Source organism: Stenotrophomonas indicatrix, assembly GCF_050573115.1.
GTDB classification, from domain to species: domain Bacteria; phylum Pseudomonadota; class Gammaproteobacteria; order Xanthomonadales; family Xanthomonadaceae; genus Stenotrophomonas; species Stenotrophomonas lactitubi_A.
The window spans coordinates 73,954-95,092 of the sequence record NZ_JBNYZT010000005.1 but is presented as its reverse complement, the minus strand read 5'-3'; the positions used below and the strand labels follow the sequence as shown (position 1 = coordinate 95,092).

The 21,139-nt window shown below is 66.9% G+C and carries 22 protein-coding genes and 3 tRNA genes; 7 read left to right on the top strand and 18 right to left on the bottom strand.

Annotation, left to right across the window (positions count from 1 at the left end):
* Nucleotides 1-56: 56 nt before the first annotated feature.
* The 14 genes from ACQ5SA_RS13115 to ACQ5SA_RS13050 all read right to left on the bottom strand — a co-directional run bounded on the left by ACQ5SA_RS13115 (nucleotide 57) and on the right by ACQ5SA_RS13050 (nucleotide 15,208).
* A complete protein-coding gene (locus ACQ5SA_RS13115; RefSeq protein ID WP_499314434.1) occupies nucleotides 57-1,163 on the bottom strand; it encodes an NAD(P)/FAD-dependent oxidoreductase in 1,107 nt (368 codons plus the stop codon).
* Between the two features lie 138 nt (nucleotides 1,164-1,301).
* Nucleotides 1,302-1,377 (bottom strand) — tRNA-Gly (locus ACQ5SA_RS13110).
* A gap of 252 nt (nucleotides 1,378-1,629) precedes the next feature.
* Nucleotides 1,630-2,256, bottom strand: a complete 627-nt coding sequence (gene pgsA, locus ACQ5SA_RS13105) for a CDP-diacylglycerol--glycerol-3-phosphate 3-phosphatidyltransferase (RefSeq protein ID WP_049469025.1) — start codon at nucleotides 2,254-2,256, stop codon at nucleotides 1,630-1,632.
* A 17-nt stretch (nucleotides 2,257-2,273) separates the two neighbouring features.
* Nucleotides 2,274-4,118: an excinuclease ABC subunit UvrC gene (gene uvrC / locus ACQ5SA_RS13100; RefSeq protein WP_205403950.1), complete on the bottom strand. Its 1,845-nt coding sequence runs from the start codon at nucleotides 4,116-4,118 to the stop codon at nucleotides 2,274-2,276.
* Nucleotides 4,115-5,527, bottom strand: coding sequence for a hypothetical protein (locus tag ACQ5SA_RS13095; RefSeq protein ID WP_353098304.1), 1,413 nt, complete (start codon nucleotides 5,525-5,527; stop codon nucleotides 4,115-4,117). Before ACQ5SA_RS13095 ends, uvrC begins: the two co-directional genes overlap by 4 nt.
* On the bottom strand, nucleotides 5,524-6,012 hold the full coding sequence (locus ACQ5SA_RS13090) for a low molecular weight protein-tyrosine-phosphatase (RefSeq protein ID WP_230110733.1): 489 nt from the start codon (nucleotides 6,010-6,012) through the stop codon (nucleotides 5,524-5,526). The genes ACQ5SA_RS13095 and ACQ5SA_RS13090 overlap by 4 nt, the downstream gene beginning before the upstream one ends.
* The gene (gene kdsB, locus ACQ5SA_RS13085; RefSeq protein WP_230110735.1) at nucleotides 6,009-6,782 is read right to left on the bottom strand and encodes a 3-deoxy-manno-octulosonate cytidylyltransferase; all 774 of its coding nucleotides are present in this window, start codon (nucleotides 6,780-6,782) and stop codon (nucleotides 6,009-6,011) included. Before kdsB ends, ACQ5SA_RS13090 begins: the two co-directional genes overlap by 4 nt.
* 75 nt (nucleotides 6,783-6,857) lie before the next feature.
* A complete protein-coding gene (gene lpxK / locus ACQ5SA_RS13080) occupies nucleotides 6,858-7,877 on the bottom strand; it encodes a tetraacyldisaccharide 4'-kinase (protein WP_230110736.1) in 1,020 nt (339 codons plus the stop codon).
* Nucleotides 7,877-9,625 (bottom strand): lipid A export permease/ATP-binding protein MsbA, encoded by a 1,749-nt coding sequence (gene msbA, locus ACQ5SA_RS13075; protein ID WP_230110737.1) that lies wholly within the window; start codon nucleotides 9,623-9,625, stop codon nucleotides 7,877-7,879. Before msbA ends, lpxK begins: the two co-directional genes overlap by 1 nt.
* Nucleotides 9,622-10,044 (bottom strand): ExbD/TolR family protein, encoded by a 423-nt coding sequence (locus ACQ5SA_RS13070; protein ID WP_025875217.1) that lies wholly within the window; start codon nucleotides 10,042-10,044, stop codon nucleotides 9,622-9,624. The genes msbA and ACQ5SA_RS13070 overlap by 4 nt, the downstream gene beginning before the upstream one ends.
* A gap of 2 nt (nucleotides 10,045-10,046) precedes the next feature.
* Complete coding sequence (locus tag ACQ5SA_RS13065) at nucleotides 10,047-10,709, bottom strand: MotA/TolQ/ExbB proton channel family protein (RefSeq protein ID WP_499314433.1); 663 nt, start codon at nucleotides 10,707-10,709, stop codon at nucleotides 10,047-10,049.
* 3 nt (nucleotides 10,710-10,712) lie between these two features.
* On the bottom strand, nucleotides 10,713-13,121 hold the full coding sequence (locus ACQ5SA_RS13060; RefSeq protein WP_499314432.1) for a DNA internalization-related competence protein ComEC/Rec2: 2,409 nt from the start codon (nucleotides 13,119-13,121) through the stop codon (nucleotides 10,713-10,715).
* A 70-nt stretch (nucleotides 13,122-13,191) separates the two neighbouring features.
* Complete coding sequence (locus ACQ5SA_RS13055) at nucleotides 13,192-14,535, bottom strand: sensor histidine kinase (protein WP_499314431.1); 1,344 nt, start codon at nucleotides 14,533-14,535, stop codon at nucleotides 13,192-13,194.
* 1 nt (nucleotide 14,536) lies between these two features.
* Entirely contained in the window at nucleotides 14,537-15,208 is a 672-nt protein-coding gene (locus ACQ5SA_RS13050; RefSeq protein ID WP_025875225.1) for a response regulator transcription factor, read from the bottom strand.
* A gap of 144 nt (nucleotides 15,209-15,352) precedes the next feature.
* Between ACQ5SA_RS13050 and ACQ5SA_RS13045 the strand changes: the two genes are divergently transcribed.
* Together ACQ5SA_RS13045 and ACQ5SA_RS13040 are read left to right on the top strand one after the other, a co-directional pair.
* Nucleotides 15,353-16,120 carry a MipA/OmpV family protein gene (locus ACQ5SA_RS13045; protein WP_251476325.1) on the top strand — a complete coding sequence of 256 codons (768 nt, stop codon included), beginning with the start codon at nucleotides 15,353-15,355 and terminating at the stop codon, nucleotides 16,118-16,120.
* Between the two features lie 39 nt (nucleotides 16,121-16,159).
* Nucleotides 16,160-16,447, top strand: coding sequence for a hypothetical protein (locus tag ACQ5SA_RS13040; RefSeq protein WP_230110741.1), 288 nt, complete (start codon nucleotides 16,160-16,162; stop codon nucleotides 16,445-16,447).
* A gap of 8 nt (nucleotides 16,448-16,455) precedes the next feature.
* On the opposite strand, the gene ACQ5SA_RS13035 is transcribed toward ACQ5SA_RS13040, so the two are convergent.
* On the bottom strand, nucleotides 16,456-16,596 hold the full coding sequence (locus ACQ5SA_RS13035) for a hypothetical protein (RefSeq protein WP_230110743.1): 141 nt from the start codon (nucleotides 16,594-16,596) through the stop codon (nucleotides 16,456-16,458).
* 107 nt (nucleotides 16,597-16,703) lie between these two features.
* Here ACQ5SA_RS13035 and ACQ5SA_RS13030 point away from each other — a divergent pair, with 107 nt between their 5' ends.
* The 5 genes from ACQ5SA_RS13030 to ACQ5SA_RS13010 all read left to right on the top strand — a co-directional run bounded on the left by ACQ5SA_RS13030 (nucleotide 16,704) and on the right by ACQ5SA_RS13010 (nucleotide 18,556).
* Nucleotides 16,704-17,273, top strand: a complete 570-nt coding sequence (locus ACQ5SA_RS13030; RefSeq protein ID WP_353098309.1) for a TlpA family protein disulfide reductase — start codon at nucleotides 16,704-16,706, stop codon at nucleotides 17,271-17,273.
* 11 nt (nucleotides 17,274-17,284) lie between these two features.
* Complete coding sequence (locus ACQ5SA_RS13025; protein WP_025875233.1) at nucleotides 17,285-17,479, top strand: hypothetical protein; 195 nt, start codon at nucleotides 17,285-17,287, stop codon at nucleotides 17,477-17,479.
* A gap of 65 nt (nucleotides 17,480-17,544) precedes the next feature.
* Nucleotides 17,545-17,736, top strand: coding sequence for a hypothetical protein (locus ACQ5SA_RS13020; protein WP_032975717.1), 192 nt, complete (start codon nucleotides 17,545-17,547; stop codon nucleotides 17,734-17,736).
* A gap of 31 nt (nucleotides 17,737-17,767) precedes the next feature.
* Nucleotides 17,768-17,962 (top strand): hypothetical protein, encoded by a 195-nt coding sequence (locus tag ACQ5SA_RS13015; protein ID WP_108264753.1) that lies wholly within the window; start codon nucleotides 17,768-17,770, stop codon nucleotides 17,960-17,962.
* 261 nt (nucleotides 17,963-18,223) lie between these two features.
* Nucleotides 18,224-18,556, top strand: a complete 333-nt coding sequence (locus ACQ5SA_RS13010; RefSeq protein WP_353098310.1) for a hypothetical protein — start codon at nucleotides 18,224-18,226, stop codon at nucleotides 18,554-18,556.
* A gap of 112 nt (nucleotides 18,557-18,668) precedes the next feature.
* Here the strand turns inward: ACQ5SA_RS13010 and ACQ5SA_RS13005 are convergent.
* From ACQ5SA_RS13005 to uvrB, 3 genes are all read right to left on the bottom strand, one after another.
* A tRNA-Val gene (locus ACQ5SA_RS13005) sits at nucleotides 18,669-18,743 on the bottom strand.
* A gap of 97 nt (nucleotides 18,744-18,840) precedes the next feature.
* Nucleotides 18,841-18,915: transfer RNA gene (locus ACQ5SA_RS13000), tRNA-Val, on the bottom strand.
* Between the two features lie 107 nt (nucleotides 18,916-19,022).
* The gene (uvrB, locus tag ACQ5SA_RS12995; protein WP_499314430.1) at nucleotides 19,023-21,047 is read right to left on the bottom strand and encodes an excinuclease ABC subunit UvrB; all 2,025 of its coding nucleotides are present in this window, start codon (nucleotides 21,045-21,047) and stop codon (nucleotides 19,023-19,025) included.
* Between the last annotated feature and the right edge of the window lie 92 nt (nucleotides 21,048-21,139).

Here is a 21,139-nt window from a genome sequence, read left to right as displayed (position 1 = left end):
GCACGGCGTCAACAGGATTCTGCCGCCCTTTCACGGGGCAGCGTTCAGCTTCCGGGTCACACCCGCACGCCCCGTCGGTGGAAGTAGATCTGTTCGGCCAGCCGGCGCACCGGGCCGGTGCGCAGCAGCGCGTCGACCGGCCAGTCCCGCTGCAGGTGGTCCATCGCCCAGCGCAGTACGCGCTTGCGGTGAAAGGTCGGCGCCGCCTGTCGCGCCACATGCTCAGCGGCTGTCCCCTTGCCGCGCCGGTGCAGGCCGATTGCATCGCCGACCGCCCAGCCATGCCGCCATGACGAGTGGATGCCGCCGGCCGACAGCGGCGAGACGACACCTGCCGCATCGCCCGTAAGGATCACGCCCGGCGCGGTGATCGGGCCATCCGGCAACCCGCAGGGCACCAGCCCCGCGCGGGTGCCGGCAGCCTCGGCCGAGCGAGGAAGGCCCACCACGTCGCGCACATGTTCAAGGAAACCCTCGATATCCGGCGGGCGGGCGTGGGCCGGATCGTGGCGCAGGGCCAGCCCCACCTGCACACCGGTGGGATTCTGCGTGGCCCAGCCGATATAGCCAGGTGCGAAGCGGCGGCTGACAAAGCAGTGCAAGGCATCGCCTTCCGGTAGCTGCACGTCGGCAAATTCGCGCTCGACACCGTACAGGTTGTCGCGCACCTGCCCCAGGCCGGTGCGCTGCGCGACACGCGAACGTGCGCCGTCAGCGCCGACCAGATAGCCGGTGCGCCCCACCCCTTCAATCTGCCACGCATCGCCGTCGCGGCAGGCGCCGCTGAACGGCTGCTGCAACCGCAGGTCCACGCCGCTGGCATGCAGTTCGCTGGCCAGCCAGCGCATCAGGTTCGGTGTATCGGTGGTGAGGAAGTAGTAGCCCGGTGCGGCCAGCAGCACGTTGCGCAGGTTCGGCGCGTACAGGCGCACACGCGCTACACGTTGCACCAGATGCTCGGGCATGCGCCCCAGCCAGGTCTGCTCCATCGCCTCCTTCACCACGATGCCGGTGGTGTGCAGGCGTTCGCCGGGGTCGGCCTTGCGTTCGAGCACGCAGACGCGCAGGCCGTATTGGGCGGCGGCGAGTGCGCAGGCGGCACCTGCAAAACTGGCGCCGACGATGACCACGTCGTAGTCGTAGGCGGTAGGAGTGTGAGGCATCGCGGCATCACCACTTGAGAAGGGAGATGCAGCATCGAGCCTGCGCGTGGTGAGGCGATGGAGTGGCGGTGAAGCGGGTATGAAGCGCGCGGGACACAAACGAAAAACGCCCCCTTGCGGGAGCGTTCTTCTTGAATCTGGAGCGGGAAACGAGACTCGAACTCGCGACCTCAACCTTGGCAAGGTTGCGCTCTACCAACTGAGCTATTCCCGCTTGGGAGGCGAAATTTTACCTATTCCAAGGATTGCGTCAAGCGCTTTTTTTCAGGGATTTGCAGGAGTGGCCGACATTGCGTGTCCACGCATGGCGTGGATCTACCGCAAACCCACATTCCCGTAGATCCACGCCATGCGTGGATGAGGCATCCTGCGTAGAATGCATACCCAGTAGATCCAGGCCATGCGTGGATGGAGGCGTCCCTGGGCTCAGAGCCCTTTCCTGCGGAAAGGGATCCGACCCTGGGGCTCAGTTGCCCAGCTTCTTCTGCCGCGAGCGCTCGCGCGCGGCGCGTTCGTCGTCGCGCAGACTCGGCCACGCGGCGTGCAGGTACTGCAGGCCCGACCACAGGGTCAGCACCGCGGCGATCGCCAGGGTCCAGTCACCGATATGGAACACCGGCGGGCCCATCCAGATGTCGTTGACCGGCACGTTGGGCGCCACCGAATACAGCAGGCACAACAGTGCGACCATCTGCGCGGTGGTCTTGACCTTGCCGATCATCGCCACGCGCACCTTGGCGCGCTGGCCGAGTTCGGCCATCCACTCGCGCAGCGCCGACACCGCGATCTCTCGACCGACGATCACTGCCGCCCAGAACGCCATCCACGGGGTCGGATGACCCTGCACGATCAGGAACAGCGCCACTGCCACCATCAGCTTGTCCGCCACCGGGTCGAGGAAGGCGCCGAACGCCGACTCAAGGCCGTAGCGACGCGCGATCCAGCCATCGAGCCAGTCGGTGATCGCGGCCAGGCCGAAGATCGCCGCCGATGCGAAGTTGGTCCAGGTGTAGGGCAGGTAGAACACCAGCACCAGCACCGGGATCATCACGATCCGCAACAGGGTCAGCCAGGTGGGCAGGGTCAACGTCATGCTGCTTTATTCTCTCTTTACTCGGCCGGATCCGGCGCGGCCAACCCGTGCAGGTTAGCGTAGATGCGTGCTGCGAGGGCGTCATTGATGCCTTCCACCTTGGCGATTTCCGCTTCTCCGGCCGCTTTCAGGCCGACCAGACCGCCGAAATGCTTCAGCAGACTGGCGCGCCGACGCGGCCCGATGCCGGGAATGTCTTCCAGTTTGCTGGTCATCCGGGCCTTCTGCCGGCGCCCGCGATGGCCGGTGATGGCGAAGCGGTGCGCTTCATCGCGCACCTGCTGGATGAACTGCAGGGCCGGATCGGCCGCACCCGGGCGCAGTTCGCGGCCATCGGGCATCACCAGGGCTTCGTGGCCGGCACGGCGTTCCACACCCTTGGCCACACCCACCAGCAGCACGCCTTCCACGCCCAGATCGGCCAGCGCCGCCTGCGCCTGGGCCAGCTGGCCAGCGCCACCGTCGATCAGCAGCACGTCCGGCAGCACGCCCTGCTCTTCCACGGCGCGGCGGAAGCGGCGGTCGATGGCCTGGCGCATCGCGGCGTAATCATCGCCCGGCTCAATGCCACTGATGTTGAAACGGCGGTACTGCGCACGCACCGGACCGGCGGCATCGAACACCACACAGGAGGCCACGGTGGCTTCGCCCATGGTGTGGCTGATATCGAAGCACTCCACCCGCTTCACCGGTTCGGCCAGCCCCAGCATCACCCGCAGCGCTTCGCTGCGCGCGTGCTGCGCGGTGCGGCTGTTGATCTCGGTCGCCAGGGTCAGCTGCGCGTTGCGGCTGGCCAGTTCCAGGTAGCCGGCGCGCTCGCCACGGACGTTCCATTTCAACTGCACCTTGCGCTCGGCCGAGGCCGACAGTGCAGAACCAATCAAGTCGGCGTCAGGAATTTCGCGGTCGAGCAGGATCTCGCGCGGCGGCTCGAATTCGATGTAGTACTGCGAAACAAAGGCCGCCAGCACTTCATCAGGGCTTTCCTCACCGTTGGTGCGGGGAAAGAACGGACGGGTGCCCAGGTTGCGGCCGTCGCGGAACGCCAGCAGCATCACGCAGGCCTGCGAGCCCTGCATGGCCACCGCCAACACGTCCAGGTCGGCCGCGCGGCCGTCCACGTACTGGCGGGTCTGCATGCTGCGCAAGGACGTGATCAGATCACGCAGACGCGCGGCCTGCTCGAATTCAAGCGCTTCGCTGGCGGCCTGCATCTGCTCGCCCAGTTCCCGGGTCAGCTCGTCGCTCTTGCCTTCCAGGAACATCGCCGCGCGGCGCACCGACTCGGCGTAGTCCGCGGCCGGCACCAGCTCCACGCACGGCGCACTGCAGCGCCCGATCTGATACTGCAGGCAGGGTCGCGAGCGGTTGCGGAACACGCTGTCTTCGCAGCTGCGCAGCTTGAACAGCTTGTGCATCAGGTTCAGCGTTTCGCGTACCGCGGTGACGCCGGGATACGGCCCGAAGTAGCGCCCGGGAATGGCGCGCGGGCCGCGATGCAGGGCGATGCGCGGCCAGTCCTCGCGGGTCAGCAGCACATGCGGATAGGTCTTGTCGTCGCGCAGGGACACGTTGTAGCGCGGCGACAGTGACTTGATCAGCTGGTTTTCCAGCAGCAGCGCTTCGGCTTCCGAGCGCGTCACGGTCACGTCCATGCGCACGATCTGCGAGAGCATCGACATGATGCGCGCGTTCTTCGGACTGCCGTTGAAATAGCTGCCCACGCGGTTGCGCAGCGCGCGGGCCTTGCCAACGTACAGCAGCGTGTCGTCAGCGGCGTACATGCGGTACACGCCCGGGGCGGTACTCAGCTGGGCCGCGAATGCCTTGCCATCGAAGGGCGGGACGGGAACAACGGTCATTCGCTGATCGGCACTTCGCTGAGTACGCCGCTGTCCGGGTCCAGACGCAGTACGGCGTGGGAATCTGTTTCGGCAATCCACACAGCACCGGCACCAATGGCCAGACCGGCCGGGCCGTGCAGGCGCCGCGGCAAGGGCTGGGTGGTCAGTTCGCCGCCGCCCAGACGCAACGTGCGCAGGCGGCCATTGCCGGTGTCGGCGATCCACAACAACGGAGCATCCGGGCTCAACGCGATCGCCTGCGGGAACTGCAGACTGGCCTGCGCGCGCGGACCATCGTCTTCACCGAATCGCCAGGTGCCCTGCCCGACCAGGGTCTGCACCAGATCGCCGCGCAGCTGCAGCGAACGGATCGATGAACCCAGTGCGTCGGCCACGTAGAGCACCTGCTGGACCACGGCCACGGCCGTGGGCTGGGCGAACGCGGCCAGGTGGCCGCTGCCGTCGCGCTCGTCGATGGCGCCGCTGCCGGCGCGCCACTGCAGGCTGCGCTGGCCGAGGTGATAGCTCCAGATGCGGTTGTCGCCGGCCATGGCGATGTGCAGCTGGTTTTCGGCGATGGCCAGGCCAACCGGATGGTCCAGCGATACCTGCCGTGGCTGCGCCACCGGCCCTTCCTCGGGAGCGCCCGGACGGCCGCTGCCGCACAGGGTGTCGACCAGGCCGGTAAGCAGGTTGATGCGGCGCACGGCGTGGTTGCCGGTGTCGGCCACGTACAGCGACTCGCGTTCCAGCGCCAGCGCCTGCGGCCTGTGGAAGGCGGCTTCGGCGAGGTTGCCGTCCATGAAGTCGGCGGTGCCCAGGCCGAACTGACGCAGCACGCGGCCGCCGTGACTGCATTCCAGAATGCGGTGGCGGCCACTGTCGGCGATGTACAACCGTTCCTGGTTCACCGCCAGACCCATCGGGAACCGCAGCGCCTGGCGCGGCTCGGGGTGCAGTTCACTGCCGCCGCGCGAAGGCGCCGACGGCGCCCCCTCGCAGAGGGTGTTCAATGCCCGCTCCAACTCGCCGGGCGCGCCCTGGCCGATCAAGCGCTGCTGTTCGCGGCCCTGCGCGTCCAGCAACACCATGGTCGGCCACGCGGTGATGCCGAAGCGGCGCCAGCCATCCCAATCGGCATCGAGCAGCACCGGCATGGTCAGGCCCTGGCGGCGCAGCAGTTTCAACGCAGCACTGGCGTCACGCTCGAAATCGAAGCGTGGCACCTGCAGCACCAGGGGTTGCAGCTTGCCGGGGTGGCGCGACAGCCACTGGCTGAACTCGGCCAACCGTTGCGCGCTCCACGCCGACGCGGCGTTGACGAACAACAGCGCGACCGGCCGGCCACGCAGTTCGGTCAGGGTGCAGGGCGCGGCATTGAGCCAGGCGGCGAACTCGGGCAGGTCCGGGACGGGCTGGATGTTCATGGCCCGATTATGCCGGAGTGGGCGTGATGCAACAGGCGTGCCACGGTACGTTCAGCGGCAGCATCGACCAGCGACCAGACCTGTTCGAAATGATCACTGCCACCGGTATAGGGGTCGGGAATCGCGCGCTCGCCCTGCCCGCCCGACCACGGCAGGTAGAGCGCCAGGCGCTCGCGCTGGGCGGCGGTGGCAAGGCGCGCGGCATCACGCAGATTGGCCTCGTCGGCGCACAGGATCCAATCGAAGGCGTCGAAGTCCCGCGGCTGCAGCTGCCGCGCGCGCAAGCCGCCAAGGTCCACGCCATGCCCGGCTGCGCATGCAATGGCACGTCGATCGGGGGGCTGGCCCGCATGCCAGTCGCCGGTACCGGCCGAATCGACCTGCACCCGTCCGGCCAGCGCCGAGGCATCCAGGCGAGCGCGCAGCGCACCTTCGGCCATCGGCGAGCGGCAGATGTTGCCGAGGCAGACGACCAGCAGCTTCATCGCGCCGCCATTGCCTGCAGCAGCGTTTCGGCGCGCTGCAGGTCTTCAGGGGTGTCGATGCCCGGCGGGAAGGGTTCGGGCGAGATCGCTACGGCGATCGGGTAGCCCGCTTCCAGCACGCGCAACTGCTCCAGCGATTCCATTTGTTCCAGCATGCCCGGCGGCATCGAGGCGAACTGCTGCAGGAAGCCGGCACGGTAGCCGTAGATGCCGATGTGGCGCAGCCACTGGTGGCCCTCGGGCAGGATCTCGCGACTACGCGCGAAGCCATCGCGATGCCAGGCGATCGGCGCACGGCTGAAGTACATGGCCTCATTGCGCACGTTGCGCACCAGCTTGACCACGTTGGGGTCGAACAGCGTGTGTGCATCCTCGACCGGCGTGGCCAGGGTCGACATCGGCGCGCTGCCCTCCACCAGTGCCGCGGCGACGGCGCGGATGCCGGCGGCCGGTGCGAACGGCTCATCGCCCTGCAGGTTGACCACGACGGTGTCGTCCGCCCAGCCGGCGATGCGCGCGCATTCGGCCAGGCGATCGGTGCCGGAGGCATGCGAAGCCGCGGTCATCGCCACCTTCACTTCCTCCAGGCCGGACAACGCGTCGGCAATGCGCTGGTCGTCGGTCGCAACCCAGACCTCACCCGCGCCGGCCTGCAGCGCGCGGCGGGCTACATGCAGCACCATGGGCTCTCCGCCCAGCAGGCGCAGCGGCTTGCCCGGCAACCGCGAAGCGGCATAGCGGGCCGGGATGGCAACAACGAAGTCGGTCATGCGGGCGGTACTCGGCAGGCGCGATACAGCAGGAATGCGGCCGGCGGCGTGCATTTGCAAGCGCAGCGCGGCCCCTCAGTTCGGTCGCAGCTTGTCCAGGCGATCAGTCAGCGCGATCCAGAAAGCAGCAGGCATCTCGGCACGCAGCGGCACGGCGTAATGCCAGTCGTTGCCGAAGGCGCGGCACTTCACGGCATCCTTTTCGGTCATCAGCACCGGCAACTGGCTGCCAAAGGACAGATCCTGCGGCTGGTAGGCGTGATGGTCGGCGAAGGCATGCGGCACCACGCCGATCGCACGTGCGCGCAGCATGTCGAAGAAGCGCTGCGGATGGGCGATGCCGGCCACGGCATGCACGCGCTGGCCCGCGAAGTACGAGAGCGGACGCGCCCGTCCGCCGGCCAGCGGTTGTGCGCTGTCGATGTGCAGGGCCATCGGCCATTGGCCGAAGCCGCAGGCCTGGGCAGCAGCCGCTTCATCCGCCTGACCGAGGTTGACCACACGGAAATCGCATTCGGTGGCGCGGCTGACCGGCTCGCGCAGCGGGCCGGCCGGAATCATCCGTCCATTGCCATAGCGGCGCTGAGCATCGACCACCTCGATCTCGATGTCGCGCGCCAGCCGGTAGTGCTGCAGGCCGTCATCGCAGACGATCACGTCGCAGCCGGCGGCGATCAACGCCTTGCCCGCCGCCACGCGATCACTGTCGACGCGCACCGGCACGCCGGTTTTCCATGCAATCAGCACCGGCTCGTCGCCACCGAGGGCGGTCGGCGTATCGGCTTCCACCCAACGCGCCTTGTCGGCTTCTTCGCGGCCATAGCCGCGACTGGCCACACCGGGCTTCCAACCGGCTGCCCGCAGGCGCTCGACCAGGGCGATGGTCAGCGGCGTCTTGCCGGTGCCGCCTGCGGTGATGTTGCCGACCACGATGACCGGCACCGCCAGCGCATGGCGCTTGCGCCAGCCACGCCGGTACAGGCGCCGACGCAGCGCAGTGACGCCCGCGTACAGCGGTGCCAGCAATCGCATCGGCCAGGGAACCGGGCTGCCGTCATACCAGTACGGCGGGGTCTGGGTACCTTTGCCCGCCATCAGTCCTGCCTTTCGCGGAACTGCATGTTGTGCAGGTGCTGGTACAGGCCACCCATCGACAGCAGTTCCTGGTGGGTGCCGCGTTCAACGATGCGACCATGGTCCATCACCAGCACCTGGTCGGCATGCTCGATGGTCGACAAGCGGTGCGCGATCACCAGCGTGGTGCGCTCGGGCATCAAACGCTGCAGCGCATCCTGCACCAGACGCTCTGATTCGTTGTCCAACGCCGCGGTGGCCTCGTCCAGGATCAGGATCGGTGCATCGCGCAGGATCGCGCGGGCGATCGCCAGGCGCTGGCGCTGGCCGCCGGACAGCAGCGCGCCATTCTCACCCACCGGCGTCTGCAGCTGCTGCGGCATGCGTGCAATGAACTCCCAGGCATTGGCCGCTTCGGCCGCCGCGCGGATCTGCTCGTCTGTCGCATCCATGCCGTAGGCGATGTTGGCGGCGATGGTGTCGTCGAACAGCATCACCTTCTGGCCGACGATGGCCACCTGTCTGCGCAGATCGGCCAACGGATAGTCATCCAGGGCGACGCCGTCGAGCAGGATGCGGCCGCCGTTGGGTTCGTAGAAGCGCGGCACCAGCCGGATCAGGCTGGTCTTGCCGCTGCCGGAACGACCCACGATGGCAGTGACCGTACCCGGTCTGGCGACGAAACTGATGTCGTCCAGGGCGATGCCGCTGTCTTCCCGGTAACGCAGCATGACGTGCTCGAAGGCCAGTTCGCCGCGTACGCGCTGCACCGCGTGCTTGCCGTGGTCGCGCTCGACCGGCATGTCGATGATGCTGAACAGGCGCTCGGCAGCGGCCACGCCGCGCGAGATCGAGGTCTGCACGCTGGTCAGCCGGCGCAGCGACGGAATGATGGCCATCATCGAGGTCATCAGGCCCATGAACTGACCTGCATTGAGCTTGCCGGCCAGCGCTTCGCGGGTAGACACCCATACGATCACCGCCAGCGCCAGCGCCGCCAGGAACTGGACGACGCTGGAGGCGGCCGCACGGGTCACTTCCACCTTCATGTTCAGTGCCAGCATGCGGTTGGCCAGGCGCGAGTAACGCGAGATCTCGTGCTGCTGGGTGCCGTGCACCTTCACTTCCTGCTGCGCGGCCAGCGACTGCTCGGCGGTCTGCGCCATGGTGCCCATGCCGTCCTGGATGCCGCGGCTGATGCGCCGGTAGCGCTTGCCCACGTAGGAGACAATCACGCCGATCAGCGGCACCACCACCAGCATCGCCAGGGTCACCTTGACGCTCATCTGCAGCATCACCGCCAGCATGGCGATGATGGTGAGGGTATCGGCGACCACGGTCTTGAGCGCGTCGGCGCTTGCCTGGGTGACCTGTTCGGTATCGAAGTTCAGGCGGCTGACCATCACCGGCGTCGCTTCGGCGTCGAAGTGCGAGGACGGCAGGTGCAGGTACTTCTGCAACACCTGTTCGCGCAGGTCGCGGACCACGCTGCGGCCGGTCTTGGCCAGCGTGTAGTCGCTGACCCAGGTCGCCACGCTGCGCATCAGGAACAGGCCGAGGATGGTCAGCGGCAGAATCACCGCCATGCGCGGCTCAGGGTTGACGAAGCCCCGGTTGACCAGCGGCTCCATCAGCTTGGTGAAGTGATAGCCGGCCAGGGCTTCGACCACCATCGCGATGACCGCGCCGATCATGAACACCCAGTAGGTGCGGGTATAGCCCAGCAGACGTTTGTAGATCGGCCACACTGGCGCGTGATGGGAACTCATGGACGCACCTCTGGCGCTGTTGCAATGGCGATACGACGGAAGCCGAGCTGGCCCAGCGCATCCTGCGCGGTGACCACGGCCTGGTAGGGAGTGCGCGCGTCGGCACGCAGCAGCACGGTCTGTTCACGATCGCTGCCGGCGACGGCGGCGATCGTCTGCTTGACCGATTCGACGTCGCTGCGCAGCACTTCCTGATCGTTCACGAAGTAGCGACCGTCCGCGTTGATCAACACGCTCAGCGAGCGCGGCGGCTCGTTGGTCTGCTGCTGACTGGCGGTCGGCAGCTGCACCTGCAGGGTCGAACGCGCATCGAAGGTGGTGGTGACCACGAAGAAGATGATCAGCACCAGGATGACGTCGATCAACGGCACCAGATCGATATGCGGCTCATCCTGCGACCGGTCGTTGCCGATGCGCACGATCAGGCCTTTGCCGTGGCGGCGGAGGCCGCGCGCGTGGCGGCTGCCGGGGTCATCACCCCGGGCCGGCCATCCAGCGTATCCAGCAATGCGCTGGCTTCCTGCTCCATTTCCACCACGTAGCCGTGGATGCGGCCCTTGAAGAAGCGGTGGAACATCAGCGCTGGGATCGCCACGATCATGCCGGTCGCGGTGCACACCAGCGCCTTGCCGATACCGCCGGCAAGCTGGTTCACATCACCCACGCCGTGGTCGAGGATGCCCAGGAACATCTGGATCATGCCGACCACGGTGCCGAGCAGGCCCAGCAACGGGCCGGCCGAGGCGATGGTGCCCAGCGCATTGAGGAAACGCTCCATGCGGTGCACCAGGTGGCGACCGGTGTCTTCGATGCGCTCGCGGATCTGATCGCGCGGGCGGTTGCGCGCTTCCAGTGCGGCGGCCAGCAGGGCGCCCAACGGTGAATTGGCACGCAGGGTCTGCAGATGCGCCGGGTCGAGCTTGCCGCGCGCGGCCCAGTTGCGCACTTCCTGGCCCAGGCCAGGCGGCAGCACCTCGTTACGCCGCAGTGACCAGAAACGCTCCAGGACGATCGCCAAAGCCAGTACGCCCAACAGCAGCAGCGGCACCATCGGCCAGCCACCGGCCTTGACCAGTTCCCACACGTTTCAACCCTCCGGCCCAACGGCCGCTTGTTCGATCGACGATAGGATAGCAGCCGACCGTGCCCGCCCAGCGGCATCCCACCACCGGGCTGCGTGGATACGCTGTTCACGCAGCTGCAGGCCTTGTGCGCCAAGCCATACACGGATCGCGCCGGACTCGGCGGTGGACAGCACTTCGGCGCCTGCCGCCTGCCAGCGCTGCACGACGTCACGTTTCGGGTGTCCAAAACGGTTCTGGTGCCCGGCAGAGACCAGCGCCAACCGTGGCGCCACCGCCTTCACCCAGCCGGGGGTGGAGCTGCCGCCACTGCCGTGATGGGGCACCAGCACCACGTCAGCACGCAGCGCAGCGGCAGCGCCCGCCAGCAGCGTCTGCTCGCCGGGCCGGCCGATGTCACCGGGCAGCAGCACCACCCCGTGCGCGCCGGCAACCCGCAGCACGCAACTGGCCTCGTTGTCGACGCCCGTTGCAGGAGCTGCGGGCATAGCGGGCGGATGCAACACCTGGAAATCGACCCCATCCCATTGCCAGCGCAGTCCCTGTTGGCAGGTGCGGGCAGTGGCAATCGCACTGCCCTGTGGCGCCAGTACGTCCAGACCCGGCAGTTGTCGGCGCAACGCGGCGAGGTTGCCGCTGTGATCCAAGTGGTCGTGACTGATCATCACCCGTGCCGGCGGCACCTGTCCCAACGCCCGCAACGTCGGCAGCAGCATCCGCTCCTCGCCCCCGCTGCCCGCCGGCGGGCCGACGTCGTACCAGAGTGCGTGGTGGGCGGTCCGCAGCAGCACGGCCGCGCCCTGGCCGACATCGTGTACCACCAGTTCCAACTCGCCCTGCTGCGGCACCGACCGTGCCGGCCACAGCAACGGCAGGCACAGCAATGACCCGGCAAGGACCGCACCCGCACCACGTGGCAACAGCCACCAGAACACCCCGAGCAATGCCGCCGGCACCGCCCAGGCTGGCCCCTGCGCCAACCACCACATCGCCTGCGGGTGCTCGGCCAACGGCTGCATCAGCTGCCAACTGGCATCGAACACCCAGGCTGCCGCGCGCCAGGGCCAGTGCCCTGCTCCGCTACGCAGGGCCTCCAGAGCGGTTCCCAGCAGGGCTAAAGGCACTACCAGCAGGCTCCACAGCGGAATGACCGGCAGATTCACCAGCGGCCCCAGCCGCGCGGTTCCACCAAACAGCGCCACTGCCAGCGGCAGCAGAGCGACGCTGGCCACCCCCTGTCCTGCGACAGCGCCGCGCAGCATCGCGGAGAACCCCTTCGGCCGCCCCTGCGGCAGGCACCACAACAACCACAGGACGCCGCCGAAACTGAGCCAGAAGCCCGCAGACAGCACCGACAGCGGCGCCGGCAGCAACATCGCCAGCGCGGCCAGCGCCAAGCCCTGTGCCACGGTCACCGGACGGCGGACGACGCGCGCCAGGGCGACCACCGCGATCATCAACGCGGTGCGAACGGTCGGCAGCTCGCTGCCTGCGACAACGGCATAGCCGGCCGCTGCCACCGCTGCCGCGCAGGCCGCCGCCTGTGGTCGTGGCCAGAACGCGGCAAGCCCCGGCCAGCATCGCCAGAGAACAGAACACAGCAATGCGGCGAAGCCCGCCACCAGACCCACATGGAAGCCGGAAATGGCGATCAGGTGGGTCAGGCCCAGCGCGCGCAGCTGCGCCCAGTCGATATCGGACAGGCCACGCGTATCGCCCAGCGCCAACGCCTGGATGAACCGCGCCGAGGGGTGTGCGATCTGTTTGGCGATGGCCGCACTGGTGCGCTCGCGCCAGGCGGGCAGGCCATGCGCAGGGCGCAGCTGCCGCGTAACGCCGGCATCACGCACGTTGCCACTCGCTGCCAGCCCGTGCAGCAACGCATGCCGTTCGCCATCGAAGCCCCCCGGATTGATGCGCGAGCGTGGCGGCCGCACGCGCAGCGACAACTGCCAGTCCGCGCCAGCGTGCAGGCGATGTCTCTGATCAACCCCGGCGTCGACCGGCCCGCGCCGGGGCGCGTGCCAGAACACCTGCAGCCGCTTTCCACGCAGCATTGGCGTCGCATCGGATGCATCGACCCGGAATTCGAACCGGGTGTATCCAGGCGCTTGCTTCGGCAGGTCGACGACCTGACCCCGGACCAGCACATCCTGCGCAGCAGCACCGGCCGGCAGCTGCGCCTGCAGTGCCCAATGCCCATGGCAGGACGTCCAGGCCAGGCCGAACAGCAGCGCGGCCGCCGCGCGTCCGCGCCAGCGCAGCACCCAGCCCAACGCCGCGATGGTCGCCGCCAGAACAGAAAGCCACAGCGGCGGCAGCACCGGCAACAGCACGCAGGCCAAAGCACCGGCGACCAGAGCGGCTGCGCACGCGGGGCCCAGCAACGGCGACAAGGTCCGATCGGCAGCCATCGACACAGCGTGCCGAGGTACGGCCTCACGCAACCATCAGGCAACTCCCTGTGGTTCTGTCAGCGCCCGACTAGCGACGCACGTTGCCGCGGTGGAAGTTGACCCGGAAACTGGCGCCGCCTCCGACAGCCTCGCCCACGCTCACCGTGCCCCCGTGGTGCTGCACGATTTCCTTGACCAGGTGCAGGCCCAGGCCGCTACCGCTGCCAGCGGCGCGCAGGCGATGGAACGGCTCGAAGATCGCCTCGCGGTCGCCGACCGGCACACCCGCGCCCTGGTCACTGACTTCCAGCAGGCCCTGTCGGTCCAGGCGCACGCAGATGGTGCCGCGCCCGCCGCCGTGGACAATGGCGTTGTGCACCAGGTTGGCGATCACCCGGCCCAGGGCCAGGCCATCACCATGGATCCATACCGGCGTTTCCGGCGCATCCACCTCGAAGCCATAGCCGGCGCCAACGACCAGCGGCGCGAGGTCGGCGGCCGCTTCGCGCACGACATGCGCCAAGTCCAGGCGCTGCAACGCGGCGATGTTCCTGTCCAGGCGCTGCAGGTCGAGCAGGTGCTCGGCGACATTGCCGAGGCGGGCGACATCGGTCAGCAACTGCGATTTCAACTCTCCCTGCGGCAACTGCGACAAGCGCGCCTGCACCACCGCAATCGGAACCCGCAGTTCATGCGCGGCATCGGCCAGGAATTTGTCGCGTGCTGCGTAGCCCTGCTGCACCTTGTCGATCGCATCGTTGAACGCTTCGACCAGAGGCGCCACTTCGGTCGACACCAGCTGCGCGTCCAGGCGCGCACCGGGCTGGCCAATATCCAGCTCCTTGGCCTGCTGCGCGGACCGGCGCACGCCACGCATGGCGCGGTGGATCACTGTCGGCATCACCAGCAGCGTGACCACGATCAACGGCAGGAAGAACCACAGGCCGATCAACCGCAGCACCATCAATGCGCCATCCAGCAGGCCGCCCTTCGGCGCCCCGCCCACCATCACCGTGATGCGGCGGCCGTCTTCGTTGCGGATCATCACCCGGGCCACGTCCAGGTACGGCGGTACCAGCGACCCCAGCTCGGTGGCGCCCAATGTCGGCAGGCGGGCCAGCAGCGGCGCGTGGATGGCAGGCAGCGTGCCGCGCTGCAGCCATGCGCCGCGATCGTCGACCGCGGCAAACCACAGGTTGCCACCGGAACGCGCATCAAGCTTCTGCCAGCGTGCTTCATCCAGCACCAGCCGGCCGCCTTCGCTGTGCACGGCGTTGGCCGCGCTCTCGGCCATGAACATGTCCATGCCCCAGGTGTCCTTGTCGCCCCAGGTCAGGATCAGCGCGACCACGGCAAACAACACCGTGAAGGCCTGCGCCAGGAACAACCGCCATGCCAGACCCAGCGTGATCGAACGGATCGGTCGTGCCATCTCAGGCCTCCGCCAGCAGGTAGCCGACGCCACGGATCACGTGGATCTCCACGCCCGCCCCGGCCTGCTGCAGCGCCTTGCGCAGTTTTGAAATATGCGCGTCGAGCGCATTGGACTGGATCTCATCATCGAACCCGTACACTGCCGCTTCCAGCGCACTGCGGGTGACCGTGCGACCCTGCCGCATCGCCAGCGCCTGCAGCACCAGCACCTGCCGCCGCGGCAGGGCGACCGGCTGTCCATCCACCTGTGCCTGCAGCGATTCGAAATCAAACTCCAGCCGGCCCAGCCGCAACCGGGGGGTGACCATTGCCGACGGTCGACGCGATACGGCGCGGATGCGCGCCATCAGCTCTTCGATCGCCACCGGCTTGACTAGGTAGTCATCGGCACCGACATCCAGCCCCTCCACCTTGTCCGACAGGCCACCCTTGGCGGTGAGCATGATCACCGCCAGGTTCGGCCGCAGGGCACGGGCAGTCGCCACGAAGCCCACACCATCACCATCCGGCAGCTGCCGATCAAGCAACATCAGCTGGTGCACCGGCTCACGCAGGGCCAGCGCCGCTTCGGCCAGGCTGCCGACCACGTCGGCGACCACACCCTGGCGCTCCAGCCCGGACTGCAGGGCTCGCGAGAGATCGGGATCATCTTCGACCAGGAGAATGCGCATCGGGGGCTCGGCAACCGGAAACGGAGCCGATCATAGTGCCTTCGGCGTGCAAGTGGCGCCGATTCCAGCAGATTGCGCCTGCGCAATGTTCCGACAATGTTGTGCGCGCAGCATGCATCGCCATCCCCGCAAAGTAGTACGTTGATGACTTCACTGCCCCCTGCCCTGCTGCGCCCCCTGCTGTGCACCGTCGTTCTCTCCACGCCGCTGCTGGCAAACGCGCAGGAACAGCGCCCGGGCGTGCAGGCCGGCATCACCTTCGGCGCGACGACCGGCGCGTACGCGCACTATGACGACAAGCCGCTGGTGCTGCCGGCGCTGTCCTGGCAGGGCAAGCGCTTCTTCGCCAGCCCCGGCTCGCTGGGCATGAACCTCTACAAGGCCGATGGCCTGCGCCTGTCGGCCGTGGCTACGCCCTACACGTTACGCTTCAAGACCGACGACGTGAACGATCCGCAGCTGCGCCGCCTGCACAGCCGGCAGATGTCGGCGATGGTCGGCATCAATGCCGACTACAGCGCGGACTGGGGTGCGATTGCGGCCAGCGTGAAGCGCGAAGTGAGCGGGCATGGCGGCGGTGTTGAATCAAGCCTGCATTACAGCTATCCGATCCAGGCCGGTCGCTTCACCTGGGTGCCGCGCGTGGGCGTGGTGCATTCCAGCGCCCGCCTGCTCGACTACTACTACGGCATCAGCGACGAGGAAGCCCTGCGCTCCGGGCTGGCAGCCTACAAGCCCGGCAGTGCCACCTCGCCGAGCCTGCAGATTGCGGTCAGCACGCCACTGGGCACGAAATGGCGCGCGACCGGCGTCGTCGCCAACCAGTGGTTCGGTGATGCCGTCGAGGACAGCCCGATGGCACGCCGCAGCAGCCAGACATCCGCTTTCATCTCGCTGATGCGCGCGTTCTGACCGAACCTGCATCCGCCCCACGGACAACAAGGATCCCGCATGGCCGCCGTCTCCCCCACCGCCGATGCCAACGCGATCCTGCGCGCGCCGGATCTGGACAGCGCCGAGCGCGCCTATCTGGGCCTGCTGCCGGACATGGATCATGTCGATGCGCTGACCCGGCGTGCACTTGGCCTGTCGCGCGCTGCCGACGCCGCGCGCGGCTATGCGCTGTCGATGACGTTGGTCGGTTTGCGCCTGCAGGAACTGGAGATGGGCGAGCCGTGTGCGGCCGAATATCGCCAGGCGACGCTGCGCAGCCTGCGGCAGGCGTTCACTGCTGCCTGAGCACTGCGTCAGCGGAAGGTTGTCCAGGCAAGGACCGCAGACAGCAGTGCGACCCACACCACGGCCTTGAACGTGCCTTCCAGCATGTTGCCGCCGAACAGCAGTTCGATGACCGGGTTCGGCCGTGAAACGGGAGCATGGTCACTCATTGTGGCGTCCTGTGGTTTGGGAACTGCGTCACCGATGATACAAAAGCTTGACATTCCTGTTGCTGTTTCCGGTATGGTCGATGCAACGCGGCGTTCAAGGATGATCGATGCTCAAGCGTGCACTGTTTCCTGTATTCGCCCTGCTGCTGGCCGCTCTGGTCATCATGCTTTCCTGGCAGAACCGCCAGTTGCGGCAGGTCAACGAACAGATGGCGGCACAGCTGCAGCAGACCCAGCTGGATGCGCATGGTCTTGCAACCGGCACCCGGCCTGAACTGTTGACGCTGCGGACGACGCAGCAGACCCATGTCGATATCGGCGGCGTGCGCGCCGTTCCGCAGATCCTCTACTTCTTCTCTACCGCCTGCCGCTACTGCCTGGCCTCGGTGCCACAGCTGCAGCAGATCGCGGCTGCACGTGGCAGCGCCGAACTGGTGGGCGTCGGCCTGCCACCGTATGACCAGCTTGCCGGGTACGCCGGCAAACACGCGCTGGCATTTCCGATCGCCGTCGACGATCAGGGCGAAGTCTCCAAGCGCTACCGCGCCACGCTGACACCGATGCTGATGGTGCTCGCCGCAGATGGCAGCGTCGCCTACAAGCATGTTGGCCAGCTCGACACAGAGACGGTACAGGCCGTCGCCAAGGCAATGAATCCGGGAAGCCACACCAACTGAAGGAGATACACATGATCGGGAAGAAAACGCTGTTCTCGTCTGTCGCCGGTATCGTCATCGTTGCTGCAATGTCATTCGGGGCCGCACAGGCCTTCGCCACACCGGTGAAGACCGGCTTTGCACCGGGTTGCGTGGATACCCCCGGGTGCATGTTCGGCGGCAACGGCCGCGCCGGCGGCACGCGCATCTGCTGCGTCGCCAACTGATTCCTCTTCGACACCGCCCCGCATGCGGTGACTTCATGTTCCATCGCCACTGCAAGGAGATACACATGATCGGAAAGAAGAAGCTGTTCTCGTCCATCGCCGGTATCGTCGTGGTTGCCGCCATGTCGTTCGGTGCCGCGCAGGCCTTCGCCACGCCGGTGAAGACCGGCTTCGCACCGGGCTGCAAGGAACATCCCAGCTGCCCGTACGGCAATGCCGGCTCCCACGGCCTGCTGGTCTGCTGCGATCCCATGTGATCCACCTCGACGCTTTGCAAAGGAGATACGGATGATCGGAAAGAAGAAGCTGTTCTCGTCCATTGCCGGCATCGTCGTGGTTGCCGCCATGTCGTTCGGTGCCGCGCAGGCCTTCGCCACGCCGGCCAAGGCCGGGTTCGCACCGGGCTGCGAGTTCACCCCGGGTTGCCCGCATGGCGGTTCAGGGCATTGGTCCGGCCCTCGCCTGTGCTGCGATCCGCTCTGAGCCTGCTTGAAGGTTCCAGCCATGTCGTGACCTGAGCCCAGGCTTCCCGGCCAACGGGGTCACTTCCGGGCAAACGGGCCGGACTGCCTTCACAGGCGGCCCGGCCTTTTTCATGGCCGTGTCCCGCAGCCGCCCCGACCCAGCCCGGATTCATCCTTGCGGGCTCTCGTTGGCACGCGCTTTTCCAGCCTTCGTCGCATACCGGTTTCACACCGCAGGCCACAGTGCAACGCTGGACTCCCTTCTCCGGAGCACCGTGCCATGCCGATGCTTGCCTTGCTGCTGTTGATGGCCGGTCTCTGCAACCGCGACGCCGGCACCGGACACGATTCTCTGCGCTTGCAGATCCTGCAGGCCGATGCCCAACGCGCCGCCAGCGAGCCAGCCACGCACGGCCAGACGGACAGCCAGAGCGTGCAGATCCTGCGCTTGAGTGCAGACCGCGTACTGCAGGTGGCCCATGGTCGCGTGCACGCTGAGGCACCTGCGGGACAGCGCGGGCAGGCGCGCAGCCGCGGCCTCATGCAACTGTGGCAGCGCGTGGATGGTCATTGGCAACTGCAGCGCAGCGCCAGCGTCGAGCAACGCGGTTGATGGTGGCAGCAACCGGCCAGGTGCAGACGACCGCGAATCGCAGGCACAAAAAAACCGGCCCAGGGCCGGCATTCATCGTGTCCACCGCTGCTCCGGCGATGCCGGGAACCGGTGGTGGGCGGTACAGGGTTCGAACCTGTGACCCCTACCATGTCAAGGTAGTGCTCTACCGCTGAGCTAACCGCCCAAAAATTCCGTACAGCCCGCAGGCTGGTGCTTCTACGTAAAAACCCGGCGCCAGGGCCGGGCTTTTGATCCTCACGACAGCCCCCTGGGGGACTTCGTGGTGGGCGGTACAGGGTTCGAACCTGTGACCCCTACCATGTCAAGGTAGTGCTCTACCGCTGAGCTAACCGCCCGTTTGTTGCTTCTGCAGCGCCGCGATTGCGTCGGTGCAGGCCGCGTATATTACGGACGACGGCCGGCAAGCGCAATACTTTTGTGAAGAAAAGCCGCTTTACCGCGTTCAGCCCAGGCTGGCTTCCTTCAGCTGCCTGATCTGGTCGCGGACCCGGGCGGCATCTTCGAATTCCAGGTCCTTGGCATGCTGGTACATCCGCTGCTCCAGCGCCTTGAGGCGAGCAGCCAACTGCGCCGGACTGAGCGAACGGTAGTCGGCCGCATCCTCGGCCACACCGGAACGGCCTTTGCCCTTGCCCTTGCGGGATTCCTTTTCGGCGGCATCCGAGCGCGCGCCCTCCAGCACGTCGACAATCGGCCGCAGGACCGAGCGCGGAATGATGCCGTGCTCCTGGTTGTACTCGACCTGCTTGGCGCGACGACGGTCGGTCTCGTCAATCGCCGCCTGCATCGAACGGGTGATCCTGTCCGCGTACAGGATCGCCTTGCCGCGCACGTTGCGGGCCGCACGGCCGATGGTCTGGATCAACGAACCGGTCGAGCGCAGGAAGCCCTCCTTGTCCGCATCCAGGATCGCCACAAGCGAGACCTCGGGCATGTCCAGCCCTTCGCGCAGCAGATTGATGCCGACCAGAACATCGAACTTGCCCAGGCGCAGGTCGCGGATGATCTCCACCCGCTCGACGGTATCGATGTCCGAGTGCAGATAGCGCACGCGGATCCCGTGCTCGGTCAGATACTCGGTGAGGTTCTCGGCCATGCGCTTGGTCAGGGTGGTGACCAGCACGCGGTCACCGGCCTTGATCCGCTCGTTGGCCTCGCTCATCAGGTCATCGACCTGGGTACCGACCGGGCGGATCTCCACCACCGGATCGATCAGGCCGGTCGGGCGCACCACCAGCTCGGCCATGTCCTCGCCAGCCTCACGGAATTCGTAAGGGCCCGGCGTCGCCGACACGTAGATGCTGCGCGGGCAGCGCGCTTCCCATTCCTCGAAACGCAGCGGACGGTTGTCCAGCGCCGATGGCAGGCGGAAGCCGAACTCGACCAGGGTTTCCTTGCGCGAACGGTCACCCTTGAACATGGCGCCGATCTGCGGAATGGTCACGTGCGACTCGTCGATCACCAGCAACGCATCGGCCGGCAGATAATCGAACAGGGTCGGCGGCGGCTCGCCCGCGGTCTTGCCGGTCAAGTGCCGCGAGTAGTTCTCGATGCCGTTGCAGAAGCCCACCTCGGCCATCATTTCCAGGTCGAACTGGGTACGCTGGGCCAGGCGCTGCGCCTCGACCAGCTTGTTCTGCGCGTACAGCTGCTCCAGCCGCTCCTTCAGCTCCACCTTGATGGTCTCCACCGCTGCCAGCACCCGTTCACGCGTGGTGGCGTAGTGGGTCTTCGGGTACACCGTGAAGCGCATCAGGTTGCGCATGGTCTCGCCGGTGAGCGGATCGAACATCGTGATCTTCTCCACCTCGCCATCAAACAGTTCGATGCGCAGGGCCTCACTGTCCGATTCTGCCGGGAACACGTCGATCACTTCGCCCCGCACGCGGAAGGTACCGCGCTGCAGCTCGTACTCGTTGCGCGTGTACTGCAACTGGGTCAGGTGATTGATGAGGTCGCGCTGGTCGATGCGCTCGCCCTTGGACAGGATCAGGCGCAGCGACAGGTAGTCTTCCGGTGCGCCCAGGCCGTAGATGGCCGACACGGTCGCCACCACGATCGCATCCGGTCGCGACAGCAGGGTCTTGGTCGCCGCCAGCCGCATCTGCTCGATGTGCTCGTTGATCGAACTATCCTTCTCGATGAAGGTGTCCGACGACGGCACGTAGGCTTCCGGCTGGTAGTAGTCGTAATAGCTGACGAAGTATTCCACCGCGTTGTGCGGGAAGAATGCCTTGAACTCACCGTACAACTGCGCCGCCAGGGTCTTGTTCGGCGCCATGATCAGCGTCGGTTTCTGGATCTGCTGGATGACGTTTGCAATGGTGTAGGTCTTGCCCGAGCCGGTCACGCCCAGCAGGGTCTGCTTGGCGACGCCGGCTTCGAAATTGCTGGTCAGCTTGGCGATGGCGTTGGGCTGGTCTCCCGCCGGCGAATACGGCGAGACAAGTTGAAAACTGTCGCTCATGGTGTTGCCAGGTCTCGGGGAAGGTGAGTATACGGGGCGTCCGGTGACGGTCGGCTGAGGGGAAGCCTGCCTCAAAGATGGGGGTCTGGCTG

What these genes read in the sequence shown, in the direction of transcription:
- ACQ5SA_RS13055 (WP_499314431.1), bottom strand. Translation starts at nt 14,535, where the DNA reads ATGGCACGACCGATCCGTTCGATCACGCTGGGTCTGGCATGGCGGTTG.
- ACQ5SA_RS13095 (WP_353098304.1), bottom strand. Translation starts at nt 5,527, where the DNA reads ATGAACATCCAGCCCGTCCCGGACCTGCCCGAGTTCGCCGCCTGGCTC.
- ACQ5SA_RS13035 (WP_230110743.1), bottom strand. Translation starts at nt 16,596, where the DNA reads ATGAGTGACCATGCTCCCGTTTCACGGCCGAACCCGGTCATCGAACTG.
- uvrC (WP_205403950.1), bottom strand. Translation starts at nt 4,118, where the DNA reads ATGACCGTTGTTCCCGTCCCGCCCTTCGATGGCAAGGCATTCGCGGCC.
- ACQ5SA_RS13010 (WP_353098310.1), top strand. Translation starts at nt 18,224, where the DNA reads ATGCCGATGCTTGCCTTGCTGCTGTTGATGGCCGGTCTCTGCAACCGC.
- ACQ5SA_RS13030 (WP_353098309.1), top strand. Translation starts at nt 16,704, where the DNA reads ATGCTCAAGCGTGCACTGTTTCCTGTATTCGCCCTGCTGCTGGCCGCT.
- ACQ5SA_RS13090 (WP_230110733.1), bottom strand. Translation starts at nt 6,012, where the DNA reads ATGAAGCTGCTGGTCGTCTGCCTCGGCAACATCTGCCGCTCGCCGATG.
- pgsA (WP_049469025.1), bottom strand. Translation starts at nt 2,256, where the DNA reads ATGACGTTGACCCTGCCCACCTGGCTGACCCTGTTGCGGATCGTGATG.
- ACQ5SA_RS13115 (WP_499314434.1), bottom strand. Translation starts at nt 1,163, where the DNA reads ATGCCTCACACTCCTACCGCCTACGACTACGACGTGGTCATCGTCGGC.
- ACQ5SA_RS13020 (WP_032975717.1), top strand. Translation starts at nt 17,545, where the DNA reads ATGATCGGAAAGAAGAAGCTGTTCTCGTCCATCGCCGGTATCGTCGTG.
- ACQ5SA_RS13040 (WP_230110741.1), top strand. Translation starts at nt 16,160, where the DNA reads ATGGCCGCCGTCTCCCCCACCGCCGATGCCAACGCGATCCTGCGCGCG.
- ACQ5SA_RS13015 (WP_108264753.1), top strand. Translation starts at nt 17,768, where the DNA reads ATGATCGGAAAGAAGAAGCTGTTCTCGTCCATTGCCGGCATCGTCGTG.
- kdsB (WP_230110735.1), bottom strand. Translation starts at nt 6,782, where the DNA reads ATGACCGACTTCGTTGTTGCCATCCCGGCCCGCTATGCCGCTTCGCGG.
- ACQ5SA_RS13050 (WP_025875225.1), bottom strand. Translation starts at nt 15,208, where the DNA reads ATGCGCATTCTCCTGGTCGAAGATGATCCCGATCTCTCGCGAGCCCTG.
- ACQ5SA_RS13060 (WP_499314432.1), bottom strand. Translation starts at nt 13,121, where the DNA reads ATGGCTGCCGATCGGACCTTGTCGCCGTTGCTGGGCCCCGCGTGCGCA.
- ACQ5SA_RS13025 (WP_025875233.1), top strand. Translation starts at nt 17,285, where the DNA reads ATGATCGGGAAGAAAACGCTGTTCTCGTCTGTCGCCGGTATCGTCATC.
- msbA (WP_230110737.1), bottom strand. Translation starts at nt 9,625, where the DNA reads ATGAGTTCCCATCACGCGCCAGTGTGGCCGATCTACAAACGTCTGCTG.
- uvrB (WP_499314430.1), bottom strand. Translation starts at nt 21,047, where the DNA reads ATGAGCGACAGTTTTCAACTTGTCTCGCCGTATTCGCCGGCGGGAGAC.
- lpxK (WP_230110736.1), bottom strand. Translation starts at nt 7,877, where the DNA reads ATGGCGGGCAAAGGTACCCAGACCCCGCCGTACTGGTATGACGGCAGC.
- ACQ5SA_RS13045 (WP_251476325.1), top strand. Translation starts at nt 15,353, where the DNA reads ATGACTTCACTGCCCCCTGCCCTGCTGCGCCCCCTGCTGTGCACCGTC.